Genomic DNA, 16,726 nt, shown 5'->3' on the forward strand with positions numbered 1-16,726 from the left:
AAAGCTCCATCCAATCAACAGGAGGTTCAAGTGCCCCGCAAGACTCCCATCGACCGCTATCGGAATATTGGTATCAGCGCTCATATCGATGCCGGCAAGACCACGACCACCGAACGCATTCTTTTCTACACCGGCGTGAACCACAAAATTGGTGAGGTTCACAACGGCGCGGCGACGATGGACTGGATGGAGCAGGAACAGGAGCGCGGCATCACGATCACCTCCGCCGCCACCACGGCCTTCTGGAAAGGCATGGCCGGGAATTATCCGGAGCACCGGATCAACATCATCGATACACCCGGACACGTCGACTTCACCATCGAGGTCGAACGTTCGATGCGCGTGCTCGACGGCGCGTGCATGGTCTACGACTCGGTCGGCGGCGTGCAGCCGCAATCCGAGACCGTGTGGCGCCAGGCCAATAAGTACAAGGTGCCGCGCATTGCGTTCGTGAACAAGATGGACCGCGTGGGCGCCGATTTTTTCCGCGTGCAGCGGCAGATTGGCGAGCGCCTGAAAGGCGTCGCCGTGCCCATGCAAATCCCCGTCGGCGCCGAAGATCATTTCCAGGGCGTGATCGACCTGGTGAAGATGAAGGCGATCATTTGGGACGAAGCGAGCCAGGGCGTGCTGTTCGAGTATCAGGAAATCCCTGACAACCTGCGCGCGACCGCCGAAGAATGGCGCGAAAAGATGATCGAAGCCGCCGCGGACGCAAATGAAGCGTTGATGGACAAGTACATCGGCGGCGAAGAAATCAGCGAAGACGAGATCAAGGCCGCCATCCGCGCACGTACGCTGCGCAGCGAAATCGTGCCGATGTTCTGCGGCAGCGCATTCAAGAACAAGGGCGTGCAGGCCATGCTGGACGCGGTTATCGACTATCTGCCGTCGCCAGCGGACGTGCCCGCCATCATGGGCGTGGACGAATACGACAAGGAAGCGGAACGTCATCCGACCGATGAAGACCCGTTCTCCGCGCTCGCGTTCAAGATCATGACAGACCCGTTTGTCGGCCAGTTGATCTTTTTCCGCGTGTATTCGGGCGTGGTGAATTCCGGCGACACGGTCTACAACGCGATCAAAGAAAAGAAGGAGCGGCTCGGCCGGATTCTCCAGATGCACGCGAACGAGCGTCAGGAAATCAAGGAAGTGCGGGCCGGCGACATTGCTGCGGCCGTGGGTTTGAAGGAAGCCACGACCGGCGACACGCTGTGCGATCCGGCTCATCCGATCATTCTCGAACGCATGATTTTCCCGGAACCGGTGATCTCCCAGGCCGTCGAGCCGAAGACGAAACCCGACCAGGAAAAGATGGGTATCGCGTTGAATCGCCTCGCGCAGGAAGATCCGTCGTTCCGCGTTCAGACCGACGAAGAGTCCGGCCAGACGATCATTTCGGGCATGGGCGAGCTTCACCTGGAAATTCTGGTCGACCGGATGCGTCGTGAGTTCAATGTCGAAGCGACCGTCGGCAAACCGCAGGTGGCGTATCGCGAGACGATCCGCATTCCGGTGGAAGACATCGAAGGCAAGTTCGTCAAGCAGTCGGGCGGACGCGGCCAATATGGTCACGTGGTGCTGAAACTGGAACCGCAAAAGCCCGGCACGGGTTATGAATTCGTCGATGCCATCAAGGGCGGCGTGGTCCCGCGCGAATACATTCCGGCGGTCGACAAAGGCATTCAGGAAACGCTGAAGGCCGGCGTGCTGGCGGGTTATCCGGTAGTCGACGTGAAAGTGACGCTGACTTTCGGCTCGTACCACGACGTCGACTCGAACGAAAACGCGTTCCGCATGGCTGGGTCGATGGCGTTCAAGGACGGCATGCGCAAGGCCAAACCGGTGCTGCTCGAACCGATGATGGCCGTGGAAGTTGAAACGCCCGAGGACTTCATGGGCAACGTGATGGGCGATCTGTCGTCACGGCGCGGCATTGTTCAGGGCATGGAAGACATCGCGGGCGGCGGCGGCAAGCTGGTTCGCGCCGAAGTGCCGCTGGCGGAAATGTTCGGCTACTCGACCACGCTGCGCTCCCTGACTCAGGGTCGCGCAACCTATACGATGGAATTCAAGCATTACGCCGAGACGCCGAACAACGTCGCGGAAGCTATCGTCAATTCGAAGTCGAAATAAATCTCGTCAAGTTCGAAGCTTGGCAGTTCATATGAAGTCCGCTGTTGCCTGCCGGTGGCAGCGGACTTTTTTCATGTGTTTAATCCATCGTCCAGCCGGGGAACAGAATGAGCGACGAACATCAGCACGAGCATGACCACGAGCACACCGACTGGCGCGAGAACGGCGTCAAGGTCATCAAGGGCGATCAGCTCGATACCAACACCGCGCAGACGCCCGGCATGAACCGCGCCGCCGCGATCAACGCGGCGCGCGTCGGCGCCCAGAAAATCTGGGCCGGCACGGTCACGATCCACCCTAACGCCAAGACCGGCGCCCATCATCACGGCGCGCTGGAAAGCGTGATCTACGTGGTGCGTGGACAAGCGCGCATGAAGTGGGGCAATCATCTGGAATTTACTGCCGAGGCCGGCCCGGGAGATTTCATCTTCGTGCCGCCGTACGTGCCGCATCAGGAGATCAACGCGCTGACCGATGAACCGCTCGAATGCGTGCTCGTGAGGAGCGACAACGAGGCGGTCGTGGTGAACCTGAACATCGACGCGGTGGAGCAACCCGAGGAAGTGTTCTGGGTCGATCCAATCCATAAGCATCCGCATCAGCACTGATAGACCGCGCTTTTCCAGGGCGAATATTTTGCGCGGCGAAACGCGGACCGGGAATCGGAACGCAATTTGCTCCGCTAAACTGGATGTGCATCGGAAAGCGGCTTTGAACCGCGCCGGTGCGCGCAGTGTCGTCGAGTCGAGAACAACAACCCGAACCCCGAACCGGACAGCCCGATGAAGAAAACCACCTCGCCTTTTTTCTCCGATTCCGCGCTCGACGCAGCGCGCAACTCAGCGGGAGAACTGGGCAATCATGCCATCGACGAATTCAAGGCCGGACGGCTCTCGCGGCGCGAATTGCTGAGGCATGCGAGCCTGCTCGGTCTGTCGATGGCGGCAGGTGGGCTGCTGGGCATGCCTTCCGCGCGTGCCCAGGCGCCTGCCGGCAAGCCCGGAGCCACGATTCGCGTGGCGCACTTGACGCCATCGGGTCAGGTCGATCCGCTGACCGTGACCGATCCGGCCGGTCTGGCGCTGATCAATCAAACCGGCGAATTCCTCATCGATGACGACGGTCAGGCGCTCGTGCTGCGCCCTTCTCTCGCGCTTTCCTGGAAGCCGAACGCGAAGGGCGATGTGTGGACGTTCAAGCTGCGCCCGAACGTCAAGTTCCACGACGGCCAGCCGATGACCGCCAAGGACGTCGCCGCAACGTTCAACCGTCTGGCCGATCCGGGCAGCGGCTCGGCGGCGCTGTCCGTGCTCAAGGGCGTGTTGTCGAAGGGCGCGGTGAAGGCTATCGACGACATGACGGTCGAGTTTCATCTCGATGCGCCGAACGGCAATTTCCCGTACTACGTTTCGTCCGATACCTACAACGCCGTGATCTTGCCGGCAAACTTCAGCGGCACCTACGAGAAGTCGTTTCCCGGCACGGGACCGTTCAAGTTCGAGTCGTACACGCCGAAGGTGGGTGCATCGTTCGTACGAAACCCGGATTATTGGGGCGAAAAGGCGCTGCCGGAACGCATTAAGTTCTCCTTCTACGCCGATGAACAATCCGAACTCCTCGCATTGCAGGGACGTCAGGCCGACGTAATGGGCGACTTCACCGTCCAGGGCGGCTTGAGCATGATGACGAACCCCGAGTTCAAGGTGCTGGGCGTGAAATCTAGCGCGCATCGCCAGATCCACATGCGCATCGACACCGGTCCGTTCAAGGACAAGCGCGTGCGTCAGGCGCTGGCGCTTGCGGTGAATCGGGATGTGATCGTGAAGGGCTTGTTCAAGGGCCATGCGGCGCTGGGCAACGACAGTCCATTCTCGCCGGTGTTTCCATCGAGTGATTTGAGCGTGCCGCAACGCAAGCTGGATATCGCAAAAGCGAAGCAACTGCTTGCGGCGGCCGGCGTGCCGAATGGTTTCGATGTCACGCTCACGACCGAAAAGTACATGGAGATCCCCGATCTTGCGGTGGTGATCCAGAACGCGGCGAAGGCAATCGGCATCAAGATCACGCTGAAAGTCGAGAGCCAGGAGTTGTATTACGGCGCGGGAACGTTCGGCAAATCGGACTGGCTCGATTCGCCGTTGGGCATCACGGATTACGGGCATCGTGGCGTGCCGAACGTGTTCCTGAACGCGCCGCTGACAAGCGAAGGCACGTGGAACGCGGCGCATTTCAAGAACCCGCAATACGACAAGTTGGTCGCCGACTTTGTGGCGGCGCTCGACGTGGCATCGCAGAAAAAGCTTTCCGGTCAGATTCAAAATCTTCTGCTCGATGAAACCCCGGTCATCATTCCGTATTTCTACGACCAGTTGATCGTCACGCGGGCGAACGTGAAGGGCGTGCGTTTCAACGCCATTTCGCAGTTGTATTTCGAACGCGCGACCATCGGCGCTTAGTTGGTGATTCGTCGATGATCACAGGACGCCTCGATCCATGAACACGGTTTCTCCACCGGTCGCTTCGAAAGCCGCGTCACGTTCCAATGCAGGCAGCGCGCTGCGCATCGCGCGGTTTATCGGCGTGCGGCTGTTTCTGGCGGCGATCACTTTGTGGCTGCTTTCGGTCATCGTGTTCGCCGGCGGCCAGTTGCTTCCCGGCGATGTCGGCCGTGCAATCCTCGGGCCGCTCGCAGACGCACGCGCCGTCGCCGCGCTCAATCATCAGCTTGGTGTAGACCGGCCCTTGCTCACGCAATACGCCGGATGGATCGGGCATTTCCTTCGTGGCGATATGGGCGAGTCGTATTCGTATCGCGCGCCGGTCGCGCCGTTCATTGGCGCTGCGTTGCTCAACTCGGCGAAGCTTGGGGCGCTGGCGTTTATCGTCGTCGTGCCGCTTGGGATTGCCGGCGGCGTGTACGCCGCGCTGCACGAAGGCCGATGGATCGACCGGACGATCAGCATCACCGGGTTGTCGGCGACGGTCGTGCCTGAGTTTGTTTCGTCGATCGTGCTGATTCTCGTGTTCGGCATCTGGCTGCAATGGCTGCCGATCGAAGCGACTTATCCGCCTGAAGCGAACGTGCTGGTTCAGTTGAAGCATCTGATCCTGCCCGTGTTGCCGCTCGTGCTTGTGTTCTTTGGTTATATCGCGCGGATGGCGCGTGCCGGGACGGTTGAAGCGCTCGACGCCGACTATACGCGCACCGCGATACTCAAAGGCTTGCCGCGCCGCGTCGTGATTATGCGGCACGTGTTGCGCAACGCGTTGCTGCCGACTGTCACCGTCGCCGCGACGCAGCTCGGCTACATGATCGGCGGACTGGTCGTGGTGGAGACGTTGTTCCACTATCAGGGGATCGGCTCGCTGATCTACAACGCGGCGAAAGGCAAGGATTTCCCGATGCTCGAAGCGGGCGTACTGACAATCGGCGTGATCTATACGACGGCCAATCTCATCGCCGATGCGTTGTATGTGGTGCTGAATCCGCGCTTGCGGGTGAGGAACGCCCAATGAGCACGACGACCGCAGCGCCAACATACAAAGCACCAAAGTACGAACGCACAAAAGCGCTCTTGCGCTCGCCCACGTTCCTGGTTGGCGCGCTGATCCTGCTGTTCTGGGTCGCGTGCGCAATCGGCGGACATTGGGTCGTGCCGCAAGATCCCTACGCGTCCGATCCGCTGAATTCCCTCACGCCGCCCGACGGTACGCACTGGTTCGGCACCGATCAACTCGGCCGCGATGTCTTCGCTCGCGTTATCGTCGGAGCGCGCGACATTCTCACCATTGCCCCGCTGGCGACGCTGCTCGGCACAGTCGCGGGAACGGCGGTCGGCTTGATCGTTGGTTATTTCGACGGATGGGTGGACAACGTGGTCGGCCGCCTGATCGATGCCGTTCTTGCGCTGCCTCTCGTGATCGTCGCGCTGCTCGCGCTTGCCGCCGTGGGCGCGAGCAACCTCACCGTGATTCTCGTGATCGGCATCACGTTCACGCCAATCACCGCACGCACCGTACGCGCCGCCGTGTTCGCCGAACGCAACCTCGACTACGTGCTCGCAGCGCAACTGCGTGGCGAGAACGCCTTCTACATCATGTTCGCGGAGATCCTGCCGAACGTGCTTCAGCCGATCATCGTGGAGACGACCGTGCGGCTCGGCTACGCGATTTTTTCCGTCGCGACGCTGTCGTTTCTTGGCTTTGGGATTCAGCCGCCATCGGCGGATTGGGGCCTTGCGCTTTCCGAGTGCTACACGCTGATGGCGGGCGGCGCGTGGTGGACGGTCGTCTTCGATGCCGCCGCGATCGCCTCGCTGGTCGTAGGCGTGAACCTCGTCGCCGATGGCATTCAGGGAGTGCTCGACCGATGAACGGCCCGCCTCCATCAGCCTTCCCCATCTTCGATGGATCGAAGAGCGCCGAAACCGATGCGCTGACCATCGTTGGATTGACGGTCGCGTATCGCATGCGCGGGCGGGATCGTGAAGTCCTGCAGGACATATCGCTGCGGGTGAAACGCGGCGAGGCGTATGGGCTTGTCGGCGAATCGGGTTGCGGCAAGTCCACCGCCGCGCTCGCCGTTCTGCGTTATCTGCCGCGCAACGGGCGCGTGAAGGCGGGCAAGATTTCTATCGCCGGACACGACATTTCCTCGATGAACGCCGATGCGTTGCGGCACATGCGCGCCAACGCGGTATCGATGGTATATCAGGACCCGGGGCGCGCACTGAACCCATCGCTGACGATCGCGCGACAAGTGTCGGAGGCGTTCGAGCTGGCAGGGTCATCGGTGAGCGAGGCGCTGGAGCGCACCATCGATATCCTGCGGCGCGTGCGCATCTCGTCGCCCGAGCGCGTGATGGAAAGCTACCCACATCAATTGTCGGGTGGCATGCAGCAGCGCGTGGTGATCGCCATGGCGCTTGCGTGCAACCCGGAACTGCTGATCCTCGATGAACCCACGACCGGGCTTGACGCCACCGTGGAAGCCGAAGTGCTCGACCTGATTGCGCAACTGCGCGAGGAACTCGGCACGGCGGTGCTTTTCATCAGCCACAACCTCGCGGTGATCGGGCGCATGTGCGATCGCGTCGGTGTGTTGTACGCGGGGAAGCTGGTCGAAGAAGGCGCAACGCAGGATGTGTTTGCAAAGCCACGGCATCCATACACGGTCGGGCTTTTGCGCTGCCTGCCGACCACGGGACGCAGCAAGGACACGGGGCGCCTCGACACTATTCCCGGGTCGCTGCCGCTGCCGGGAACCGTGACGCAGGGGTGCATCTACGCGCAGCGCTGCAAGCTCGCCGATGACCGGTGTCATCGTGAAGCGCCGCCGCCTTATCGCGTTCAAGCCGCGCATGGCGACCAGATGTCGCGTTGCCATTACCACGAGCGCGCAACCGAATTGCCACGTGCGACGCCCGAGGTGCTGAGCGAGCATGTTGAACGTGATGACACGGCGATCGCGTTGCGGGCAGTGGGTTTATCGAAGACGTTTAATGTCGGTGGGGAATCCATACGCGCGGTCCACGATGTATCGATGGAACTCGCGCTCGGCGAAACGCTCGGCCTCGTGGGTGAATCGGGCAGCGGTAAAACGACGCTTGCGAAGCTCTTGCTCGGCTTGTTGTCGCCGGACGAAGGCGGTTCCATCGAACTCGATGGCGCCCCGCTCCCGCCGCGCGTCACCAGCCGCAACGACGAGCAAGTGAAGTCGCTGCAGATCGTGTTCCAGAATCCGGATTCGGCGTTGAACCGCGCGCATTCGGTACGACGTCTGATCGCGCGGTCGTTGTCGAAACTCGGCGCGTTGCGCGGCGCCGCGAAGGAAGCGCGTCTGCAATCGCTGACCGCCGCCGTGCGGTTGCCCGAACGGTATCTGAGCTCGCGCACGCAGCAGTTGTCCGGCGGGTTGAAGCAGCGCGTCGCGATTGCGCGCGCGTTTGCGGGCGATCCGCGCGTGGTTGTCTGCGATGAACCCACTTCCGCGCTCGATGTCTCCGTGCAGGCCGCGATTCTCAACCTTCTCGCAGACCTGCAGCGCGAACGCGGCGTGAGCTACGTTTTCATTTCGCACGATCTGCATGTGGTGCGGTATCTGTCGGACCGGATCGCGGTGCTGTATCTCGGACGGTTGATGGAAATCGGCCGCGCCGCCGATGTCTTCGACGGTCCGCATCATCCTTATACGGAGGCGCTATTGTCATCGGTGCCGGCGCTCGACGGCGCGAGCGTTCCGCGGGAACGGATCCGTTTATCGGGTGAATTGCCGAGCGCGGCGAATCCGCCCTCGGGCTGCGTGTTTCATACGCGTTGTCCGAGGAAGATCGGCGCCGTTTGCGAGCAGCAGGAACCGCCTTATGTGGATGCTGCGAATGGACACAGGATCCGCTGCCATATTCCGCTGGAAGAGTTGAGGCAATTGCAGAAGGCCGGGTGAGCCGGGAACGACGCCGATGGAACCAATCGCCGTGCGTCGTCTCATATCGAGTTCAACGTCCGACACGAGGGATACAACATGAAACGAAATTTCTTCGCGGCTTCTGCGCTTGCAATGGTCACCACGTTTGGGGCGGTTTCTTTTGCCCAGGCGCAGCAGACACCTTCCGTCGATCCGAGCTTTTCTGCTTACACGCTCGTGCAGGAGTGTGCCCAGAAAGGCGATAACGCCGCGTCAGGACAATGCATAGGCGCGGTGCGCGGGATCGTGCGAGGGTATCAGTATGGGGTGCTGTTTCTAGGGCAGCGTTCGCAGTTGAATCCTAATGAGACGCAAGCGGTGTCGTTGTGTTTGACCAATACGCCAGTCGCAACGCTGGTGGACGAGTTCCTCGCCGATGCGAAACAAGTCGATGAAGATGCACTGAAGCGGACGCCGGCCGAAGTCGCCGTTTTGGGGTCGGTGCATTCGCATCATGCTTGTATGTGAGGGTGGGGTCGCTGGCGCTTGGACGGGCGGTTTAGTGGGCGGGGTTTGTGCCGGGTTGCTGCTTTTTAGGTCTTCGCGCGTTCGTTTTTGGCTGTCCTCTTTAGCACCGTTAGCCACTGTGCGTGGCGGCACTTCATTTCTTTGTCCAACGGCGACAAAGAAACGAAGCAAAGAAAACGCCTTCCAACAATCGGCTCATAAGTGTCCCAAGCGTGCAGTTACAACTATTTGGTACCCCAAAAGCACGCTCGACGCCGCAGTCAAGAACACTTGAAACCCTCCCCCTCCGTACCCTTACATCCACACGCTTCGCCACCAGTGCTCTCGGGCAAGTTCAAATGCCCGAGGTACTTGGACCGCCGTTGACACTTGCGCCATCTCAACTGATTTAAAGCATCTCCAGCGGACGCTTTGACTTCGGCGGTTTGAATTGCGCATCGATTTGTGCGAGTTCTTCCGACGACAATTCAATATCCCGCGCGGCCGCGTTTTCTTTGACATGCGCAATCGTGGACGCCTTTGGAATCGCAAGCACTCCAGGTTGTTGCAAGACCCACGCAAGCGCGATTTGCGTCGGTGAAACACCGCGTGCCTCGGCAATATCGTTCAGTACACTTTGCTTGGGCAAACGCGAGTGATCGACCGGGCTGTAGGCCATCGCAGGCATGTTTCGTTCACGCATCCAAGGCAAGAGATCGAACTCAGGTCCGCGTCGCGCGACGTTGTACAAGATCTGGTTGGACGCGCACCGGTTGCCGTTCTCAAGCGCAAAAAGCTCGACCATGTCCTCAGTGTCAAAATTGCTCACGCCCCAGTGACGGATCTTGCCGGCAGCCTTGAGATTCTCAAACCCCGCAATCACGCCTTCCAGATCTTCACCGCCCCGCCAATGCAGCAAATACAAATCGATACAGTCAGTCTGCAAACGCTTCAGGCTGCGCTCACACGCTGCCTTGACGCCGGTTTCGCTGCCGTTATGCGGATACACCTTGCTGACAATAAAGAGTTCATTCCGCCGATGACCCAACGCCTCGGCAATGAGCTTTTCGCTGTCGCCATCGCCGTACATTTCCGCGGTATCAATAAGCGTCAGGCCCAGGTCCACGCCGGTTTGCAGCGCCTCGATTTCATCGGCCCGCGCACGCGATTTCTCGCCCATTTCCCACGTCCCCTGGCCCAAGGCGGGAATCTGTTCGCCGGATGGCAGTTGAACGGTTTTTTGCAGTGAAGTCATCGGATGTCTCGCTCGGTCTGAAGTCTCGTTGGGCCGCGGATGAGCGTAGCAGTTCAACATTTCAATGCGCGAAGGCGTGCCCTTGCTGCGCACGCCTTCGCCCAATGATCAGACCAGACCCACGAGCAACGGTCCGAGCAACGTCAGCAAGACATTGGCGAGCGCATAGGTGATCGCGAACGGCACGGTAGGAACCGCGCTTTCCGTCTTGTCCAGCAATGCGCCAAACGCCGGGTTCGCGCTGCGCGAGCCGGTTAGCGCGCCTGCCAGCAGCGCAGCGTTGTTGTACTTCAGGACGTAGCGCCCGAAGATCATCGTCAGGATGAGCGGCAGTACGGTCACGACCACGCCCAGCAGGAAGATGGTCATGCCGCTTTGCTTCACCGTCACCACCGCCTGCAATCCCGAGTTCAAGCCGACCGCAGCCACGAACGCGGCAAGCCCGAAGTCCTTCATCAATTGCGATGCCGCCGACGGCATGACGCCGTACATCGGATGCTTGCCGCGCATCCAGCCGAACAGCAAGCCGGCGAGCAGGCAGCCGCCGCCCGAACCCAGCGTCAACGGCACGCCCCCCACATTCACTACGATCAAACCGATCAGCAGACCCAGCACGATCCCCACGCCCATATAGATGAAGTCGGTCTTGTTGGTGACGGGGAGTTCGTAACCGGCTGCATCGACGGCGCGTTTCGTATCCTGCGGCGAGCCGTAGAACGTGATCACGTCACCGTGTTCGAGCTTGGTTTCGGGCAGAATCGGCAACGGCTGGTCGGCACGCCTGATCTCCTGCACGAACACGCCATGACGCAGGTCGCGATCCACCGTCGTGCGCACCGCGGCGATCGTCATGTGATTCATGCCCTTGCGCGTAAAGACGCCCTGGCGATTCTGCATCACGACGCTGATGCCATCCGTATCCGCCACCTCTTCACCAATGTTCGGCGCCGTCGCGACCATCACCTCGCGCCGTCCTACTACGAGCACGACGTCATCGACCTGCAGCATTACGTCCGGACGCGGTTCGAGTGCCTTGCCGGCCCGCCTGATTCGCTCGATGGTGATCATGTCCGACCCGGCCAGCTCGATCTCGGCAACCGTCCGCCCCGCCCCGCCGCCTGTTCCGGTAACCACGCCTCCCGCGTTGTTTCCCGTTACCCGATAAGCGCGCCCGACGAGTTCCGGCAACGCCGCCGTTTGTCCCGGCCCACGCGCGGTGGTCCCGCCGAGCAAGCTTTTCTCGGCTTCGACTGCAGCCTCTCTCAAACCTTGCCCCATGAATTTCGGCAGGATGTTGACGCATACGATGATCGCCCCGAGTGACCCGAACACGTAGGTCACGGCGTAGGCAATGGCGACATCGGATTGCAGCGACTTGGTCTCGGCGACAGGCAGACCGAGACGCGCGATGGCATCGCCCGCTGTACCGATGATCGCCGACTGCGTGAGCGCGCCGCCGGCCAACCCCGCCGCGATGCCCTTGTTCAGCCCGAAGAGCTTCGCGCAGATCAGCACGGTGACCAGCGCCGATACCGCGAGAAACACCGCCATCGCGATCTCACGCAGCGTCTTGCGCGACAACGAATTGAAAAACTGCGGACCTGAGTCGTAACCCACTGCATAGATGAAGATGGCGAACATCACGGACTTCACGCCGCTATCGATCTGCACGCCAAACTGGCTGATGACCACTGCGGCCAGTAACGACCCGCCGACCCCGCCCAGCTGGAACTTACCAAAGTTGATCTGGCCGATGAAGTAACCCGCCGCGAGCGACAGGAACAGCGCTATTTCCGGAGACTTCGTGAAAATCTGGTGTATCCATTCCATAATGCCCTCGCTAGAGTGTGTTCCCGTCCGACCTTTCTCGTCAGCGCGTTTCGCTTCGCGCTTCTGTTGCTTTTTCGCTTCTTATCCGAGCTTGCCAGCGAGCCCGACAATCAACGGGCCCATCAGCGGCAGCAACACGTTCGACAGCGCATAGGTGATCGTGTAACCAATAACAGGTGTTGCGTTGCCCGTCACGCCAACGAGTGCGCTGATTGCAGGTGTGCTGCATTGCTGGCCCGCTATTGCACCAAGCAACATGGGCACTTCCAGTTTGAGCAACCATCGTCCGATCACGAGCGACACGAGCGCCGGTCCGAGCGTAATGACAACGCCCGCGAGCGGCAAGGCAATACCGTATTCACGGATGAGGCGGATCGCATCGGCGCCGGCGCCAAGACCCACGGCCGCGATAAACGTGCACAACCCAAAATCCTTCAGCACTTGCGCGGCGGCGGAAGGCAGCGAGCCGATAACCGGAAAGCGCGAACGAATCCAGCCGAACAGCAAGCCCGACAGCAGGCATCCCCCGCCCGTCCCGAGCGCAATCTGGATATCGCCCAGCTGCGCGCTCAAATGTCCGATAAGGATCCCGAGGATCACGCCAATGCCGAGGAACACGAAGTCGGTCTTGAGCGTCGCGCGCACGATGTAACCCAGCTTCGCCGCGCCGCGCCGGACGTCTTCGGGAGCGCCGATCAGCGTCAGCACATCGCCACGATGCAACTCCGTTCCGGGCAGCGCCGGAATCGTGCTGTCCAGGCGCGTGACGGCCGAGATGTAGACGCCGTGGCCATCGGCGGGTGTGGCGCGGGCGCGTACCTGCGCAACCGTCAGCCCATGTATCTCGCGCCGGGTGAGCATGACATCGAGCGTCTCGGCGTAGACATCGGCGACATCGCTGCCCGTGACTTCCTCGCCAATCGATGGCAGCGCTTCCAGCAACACCGCGCGTCGGCCGCCGACCACAATGCGGTCATCGCGCTTCAACACCAGCGCCGGCTGCGCCTTGACTATCGCGCGGCCGCGCACGACACGCCCAACGGTGATTTCGTTGCCGAAGCGCTTTTCCAGCGCATCGATCCGCATTTGCGCCGCAACCGTCACGCGCACTTCCCGCGCCACGAGCGACGGCGCCGCGAGCTTCTGCCCCTCGCCCAGCGCGCTGTCGCCGCCCAGCGTGCGCCAGAGACGCTCGGCCTCGTCGCGCAGATTCACGCGCAACATCAGCGGCGCGATCTGGCTCGTGAATAAGACAATGGTGACAAGCCCGAAGAGGTAACTCACGCTATACGCGGTGACGATATTGGCCTGGAGCCGAGCAATCTCGGCCGCGGGCAAAGCCAGCTTGCCGATGGCTTCAGACGCCGTACCGACCACGGCGGATTCCGTCGCGGCGCCGGCAAGCAGGCCGGCCGCCGTCCCGCGATCCAGCTTGAACAAGGCCACGGCGCCGAGCACCAGTCCGAGCACGACGATGATTTCCACTATCGACAGAAGCCCATACCGCCAGCCCCTGCCGATGTTGGCAAAGAATTGCGGCCCGCCGGTGAAACCGAGTGCAAAGATAAACAGTGCAAACGCAATGTTCTTCAGGTCCGGAGAAAGCCGCGCGCCGCTTTGACCGAGAATCAATGCAACGATCAGCGTTCCGCACACACCTCCCAGTTGTATTGGACCCAACTTGAAAGAACCGATGAAAAAGCCGATTGCCAGGCTGGCAAATAAGGCAATTTCCGGTTGCCGCGCCAACAAGTTCCAAATCATGAAATTATCGCCTCGATTGAATATCGAATTGCAACGATTAAACACTCAAAAGCATTCGAATTAAGGATCCGGTTAACTAATTTATTATCGTTAAAGTTAAATCATATTGCCTGGCTGTCTGCTGGACTGGCAATTGTCAAGATCCCGATAACCCGGATCTGCAAATTTTTTATAGTCACGGCAATGTCGTGGTTTGTGATGAGACCAATACCTCATTCAGGTGGAACGCGCCCGGAAGCTTTGCACGGCCTGCGTATCCGCAAGAAGCAATTGTTGGGACAAAGTCCATTGTTTCGATCAAAAATAACCGCCATGCGTTTAACGCCATGTCAAAGGTCAAATCACCTGGTCCGAGTCGTGAAACACAAACCTGCATAAATCTGACGATCCATTCCAAAATCGGTAGAAGTGTAATTTTTCATTGCAATGATTTTCCAAATGTGAAAGTCTTACGTTAATGCGGAATGCAGACGAGAAATAAAGTAGATATTGCAATTCCGCATAGGTGTCAATGTGGTCGATTGATACCGAAACAAAAAACGCTGCGTGCGTGGGTGATACGCAATACAGCACAACATTTATTTAGGACACTGAGAGGTAAGAGACGATGAATCAAATCCATGCAATGCGAGTGTTCGTGCGGGTGTCGGAAACCGAGAGTTTTAGACGCGCCGCACAACAACTCGATGTATCGAACGCCCTTGTTACTCGCGCCATTGCGATGCTCGAAGCGCATTTGCGTACGCGCCTGATCAATCGAACGACTCGTAACCTCTCACTGACGGAAGCCGGCACTCGTTATCTCGAAGGTTGCCGTGCATTACTCGAAGAGCTCGACCATCTGGAATCGATGGTCGCCCATACAGAAGGCGACCCCAGCGGAACATTGCGCGTGGTGGCGTCCGGATCGCTGTCGCTCATGGCGCTTACGCCGCTCATCGACGGATTCCGGCAGGTTTATCCAAAGGTGAATGTCCGCCTTACGCTTTCAGAGCGTCACGTCGATCTGGTCGAAGATGGTTTCGACGTGGGAATCGTGACTGCATTCATGGTGTCGAGCACGGCGCTGGTCGAACGTCCTGTCGCCACCAACACGCTGATTCCGGTCGCCACGCCCGCCTATCTCGAGGAGCACGGCTCGCCCAGCCAGCCTGCCGATCTGCTGCATCATTCATTCGTGGCGTTGCCAAGCGAGATGCGCAGCGCGACGTGGCACTTCCGCCATCGCAGCAACGGCAGCGCCGACCAGGTCACGCTCGCGCCCGTCTACACGGTCAACAGCGCGCTGATGGTCCGGCTCGGCACGCTCGCTCACATGGGCATCTCGATCCTTCCGGAAGGCGTTGTGTCAAAGGATCTGGAGGACGGATCGCTCGTGCGCGTGCTCGGCGATTACGCGATCGACGACCCCGATGTCAAGGTATCGATCGTGTATCCCGGGCGCCAGTATCTGCCTGCCAAAACCCGTGCTTTCATCGATTACACTCTCGAACATATGGGCCCGGGGGGCGAAGTCGGCGTACCGCAGCATCCGGACAGCGTTCTGGCCCGGCTTTCGATGGCGCGTCCGGCCACTGCTATCGCCAATTAAAACGTTTTGTGCATGAAAGCGGGGTTAGAACTCGATGTCGGTCTCAATGATCGTCTTCAGCAGCCGTCAATATGATCGCGACGTCTTCACCGAGGCAAACGCGGCATTCGGCTACGCCCTGCAGTTCCAGGAATCGCAACTCGACGCGCAGACGGCGGTACTGGCGCACGGTTGCAAAGTGGTATGCCCATTTGTCAATGACGTCGTCGACGAAGCCGTGCTGGAAACGCTTCACGACGGCGGCACTCAACTTGTGGCACTGCGCTCGGCGGGTTTCAACCACGTCGATCTGGCTGCCGCAAAGCGGCTTGGAATCGGCGTGGTCCGGGTGCCGGCTTATTCGCCGCACGCGGTCGCCGAGCATGCAGTTGGTTTGATCCTGACGCTTAACCGCAAGTTGCATCGCGCTTATGCCCGAACCCGCGATGGTGATTTTTCGCTTAACGGCTTGCTGGGTTTCGATTTGCACGGCAAGACGCTCGGGATTGTCGGTACAGGAGTCATTGGACGTGTGTTCGGCAAAATCATGGCCGGTTTCGGTATGACTTTGCTGGCACACGATCCAGGGCCGCCCGCAGAGGACCTGATTGCGGCCGGGGCGCGTTATCTGCCGCTTGAAGCACTGCTTGCTCAATCCGATATTGTCAGTCTGCATTGCCCACTCCTGCCTTCCACTTATCACCTGATCGACGCAGATGCGCTCGCACAGATGAAACATGGGGCAATGCTGATCAATACGGGCCGCGGCGGTTTAATCGATAGCAGCGCGCTCGTGGATGCGTTGAAAAGCGGACAACTGGGTCACCTGGGACTGGATGTCTATGAAGAAGAAGGCGGACTGTTCTTCGAAGACCATTCGAATCATCTGCTTCAGGACGATGTCCTTGCGCGCTTACTCTCCTTTCCAAATGTGATCGTTACTTCTCATCAGGCGTTCTTTACGCGGGAAGCCCTGAGCGAGATTGCAAACACGACACTTGGAAACGTAAAAGCGTGGTTTGACGGTTCACCGCGTAATCAAACAGATTTCTAAAACTTCTCATTCGGACATCGCGCATTGGCAATGCGCGATCCAATAAGATAATTTGAAACCGGGCAATTGATTAGTCCGGACATTTTTATTAACTTTTCTATTCTTCATACAAATTAAAAAGGGAAGATGTCTATCTGATCCATTTGCAAAGGCACACCATTTGCTTGGGTAATAGCCCTATCGACCGCTTCCGGTCGTTTTGTGCCT

12 protein-coding genes are annotated in these 16,726 nt (G+C 59.6%); 9 read left to right on the plus strand and 3 right to left on the minus strand.

Features of this window, described 5'->3' with window-relative positions; translation table 11 throughout:
* Positions 1–30: 30 nt before the first annotated feature.
* The 7 genes from fusA (at position 31) to HB633_RS29510 (ending at position 9,067) form a co-directional block, all read left to right on the plus strand.
* Positions 31–2,136, plus strand: coding sequence for an elongation factor G (fusA, locus tag HB633_RS29480; RefSeq protein ID WP_213781659.1), 2,106 nt, complete (start codon positions 31–33; stop codon positions 2,134–2,136).
* 107 nt (positions 2,137–2,243) lie between these two features.
* Positions 2,244–2,744 carry a cupin domain-containing protein gene (locus HB633_RS29485; protein WP_213781660.1) on the plus strand — a complete coding sequence of 167 codons (501 nt, stop codon included), beginning with the start codon at positions 2,244–2,246 and terminating at the stop codon, positions 2,742–2,744.
* 174 nt (positions 2,745–2,918) lie between these two features.
* Entirely contained in the window at positions 2,919–4,592 is a 1,674-nt protein-coding gene (locus HB633_RS29490; RefSeq protein WP_213781661.1) for an ABC transporter substrate-binding protein, read from the plus strand.
* A 37-nt stretch (positions 4,593–4,629) separates the two neighbouring features.
* Positions 4,630–5,652 carry an ABC transporter permease gene (locus HB633_RS29495; RefSeq protein WP_213781662.1) on the plus strand — a complete coding sequence of 341 codons (1,023 nt, stop codon included), beginning with the start codon at positions 4,630–4,632 and terminating at the stop codon, positions 5,650–5,652.
* On the plus strand, positions 5,649–6,509 hold the full coding sequence (locus HB633_RS29500; protein WP_213781663.1) for an ABC transporter permease: 861 nt from the start codon (positions 5,649–5,651) through the stop codon (positions 6,507–6,509). The genes HB633_RS29495 and HB633_RS29500 overlap by 4 nt, the downstream gene beginning before the upstream one ends.
* Positions 6,506–8,578 carry an ABC transporter ATP-binding protein gene (locus tag HB633_RS29505; protein WP_213781664.1) on the plus strand — a complete coding sequence of 691 codons (2,073 nt, stop codon included), beginning with the start codon at positions 6,506–6,508 and terminating at the stop codon, positions 8,576–8,578. The genes HB633_RS29500 and HB633_RS29505 overlap by 4 nt, the downstream gene beginning before the upstream one ends.
* Before the next feature lie 114 nt (positions 8,579–8,692).
* Positions 8,693–9,067 carry a hypothetical protein gene (locus HB633_RS29510; RefSeq protein ID WP_255581281.1) on the plus strand — a complete coding sequence of 125 codons (375 nt, stop codon included), beginning with the start codon at positions 8,693–8,695 and terminating at the stop codon, positions 9,065–9,067.
* Positions 9,068–9,455: 388 nt separating this feature from the next.
* On the opposite strand, the gene HB633_RS29515 is transcribed toward HB633_RS29510, so the two are convergent.
* The 3 genes from HB633_RS29515 to aspT (HB633_RS29525) all read right to left on the minus strand — a co-directional run bounded on the left by HB633_RS29515 (position 9,456) and on the right by aspT (HB633_RS29525) (position 13,895).
* Positions 9,456–10,301, minus strand: coding sequence for an aldo/keto reductase (locus HB633_RS29515; RefSeq protein WP_213781665.1), 846 nt, complete (start codon positions 10,299–10,301; stop codon positions 9,456–9,458).
* Between the two features lie 108 nt (positions 10,302–10,409).
* Positions 10,410–12,131, minus strand: a complete 1,722-nt coding sequence (gene aspT / locus HB633_RS29520) for an aspartate-alanine antiporter (protein ID WP_213781666.1) — start codon at positions 12,129–12,131, stop codon at positions 10,410–10,412.
* An 81-nt stretch (positions 12,132–12,212) separates the two neighbouring features.
* On the minus strand, positions 12,213–13,895 hold the full coding sequence (aspT, locus tag HB633_RS29525; RefSeq protein ID WP_213781667.1) for an aspartate-alanine antiporter: 1,683 nt from the start codon (positions 13,893–13,895) through the stop codon (positions 12,213–12,215).
* A gap of 607 nt (positions 13,896–14,502) precedes the next feature.
* On the opposite strand from aspT (HB633_RS29525), the gene HB633_RS29530 reads away from it, so the two are divergent.
* Positions 14,503–15,486, plus strand: a complete 984-nt coding sequence (locus HB633_RS29530; RefSeq protein WP_213781668.1) for a LysR family transcriptional regulator — start codon at positions 14,503–14,505, stop codon at positions 15,484–15,486.
* A gap of 46 nt (positions 15,487–15,532) precedes the next feature.
* Positions 15,533–16,519 carry a 2-hydroxyacid dehydrogenase gene (locus HB633_RS29535; RefSeq protein ID WP_276572792.1) on the plus strand — a complete coding sequence of 329 codons (987 nt, stop codon included), beginning with the start codon at positions 15,533–15,535 and terminating at the stop codon, positions 16,517–16,519.
* Positions 16,520–16,726: the final 207 nt, after the last annotated feature.

This window comes from Caballeronia sp. dw_276, from assembly GCF_018449635.1.
Classification (GTDB): Bacteria; Pseudomonadota; Gammaproteobacteria; order Burkholderiales; family Burkholderiaceae; genus Caballeronia.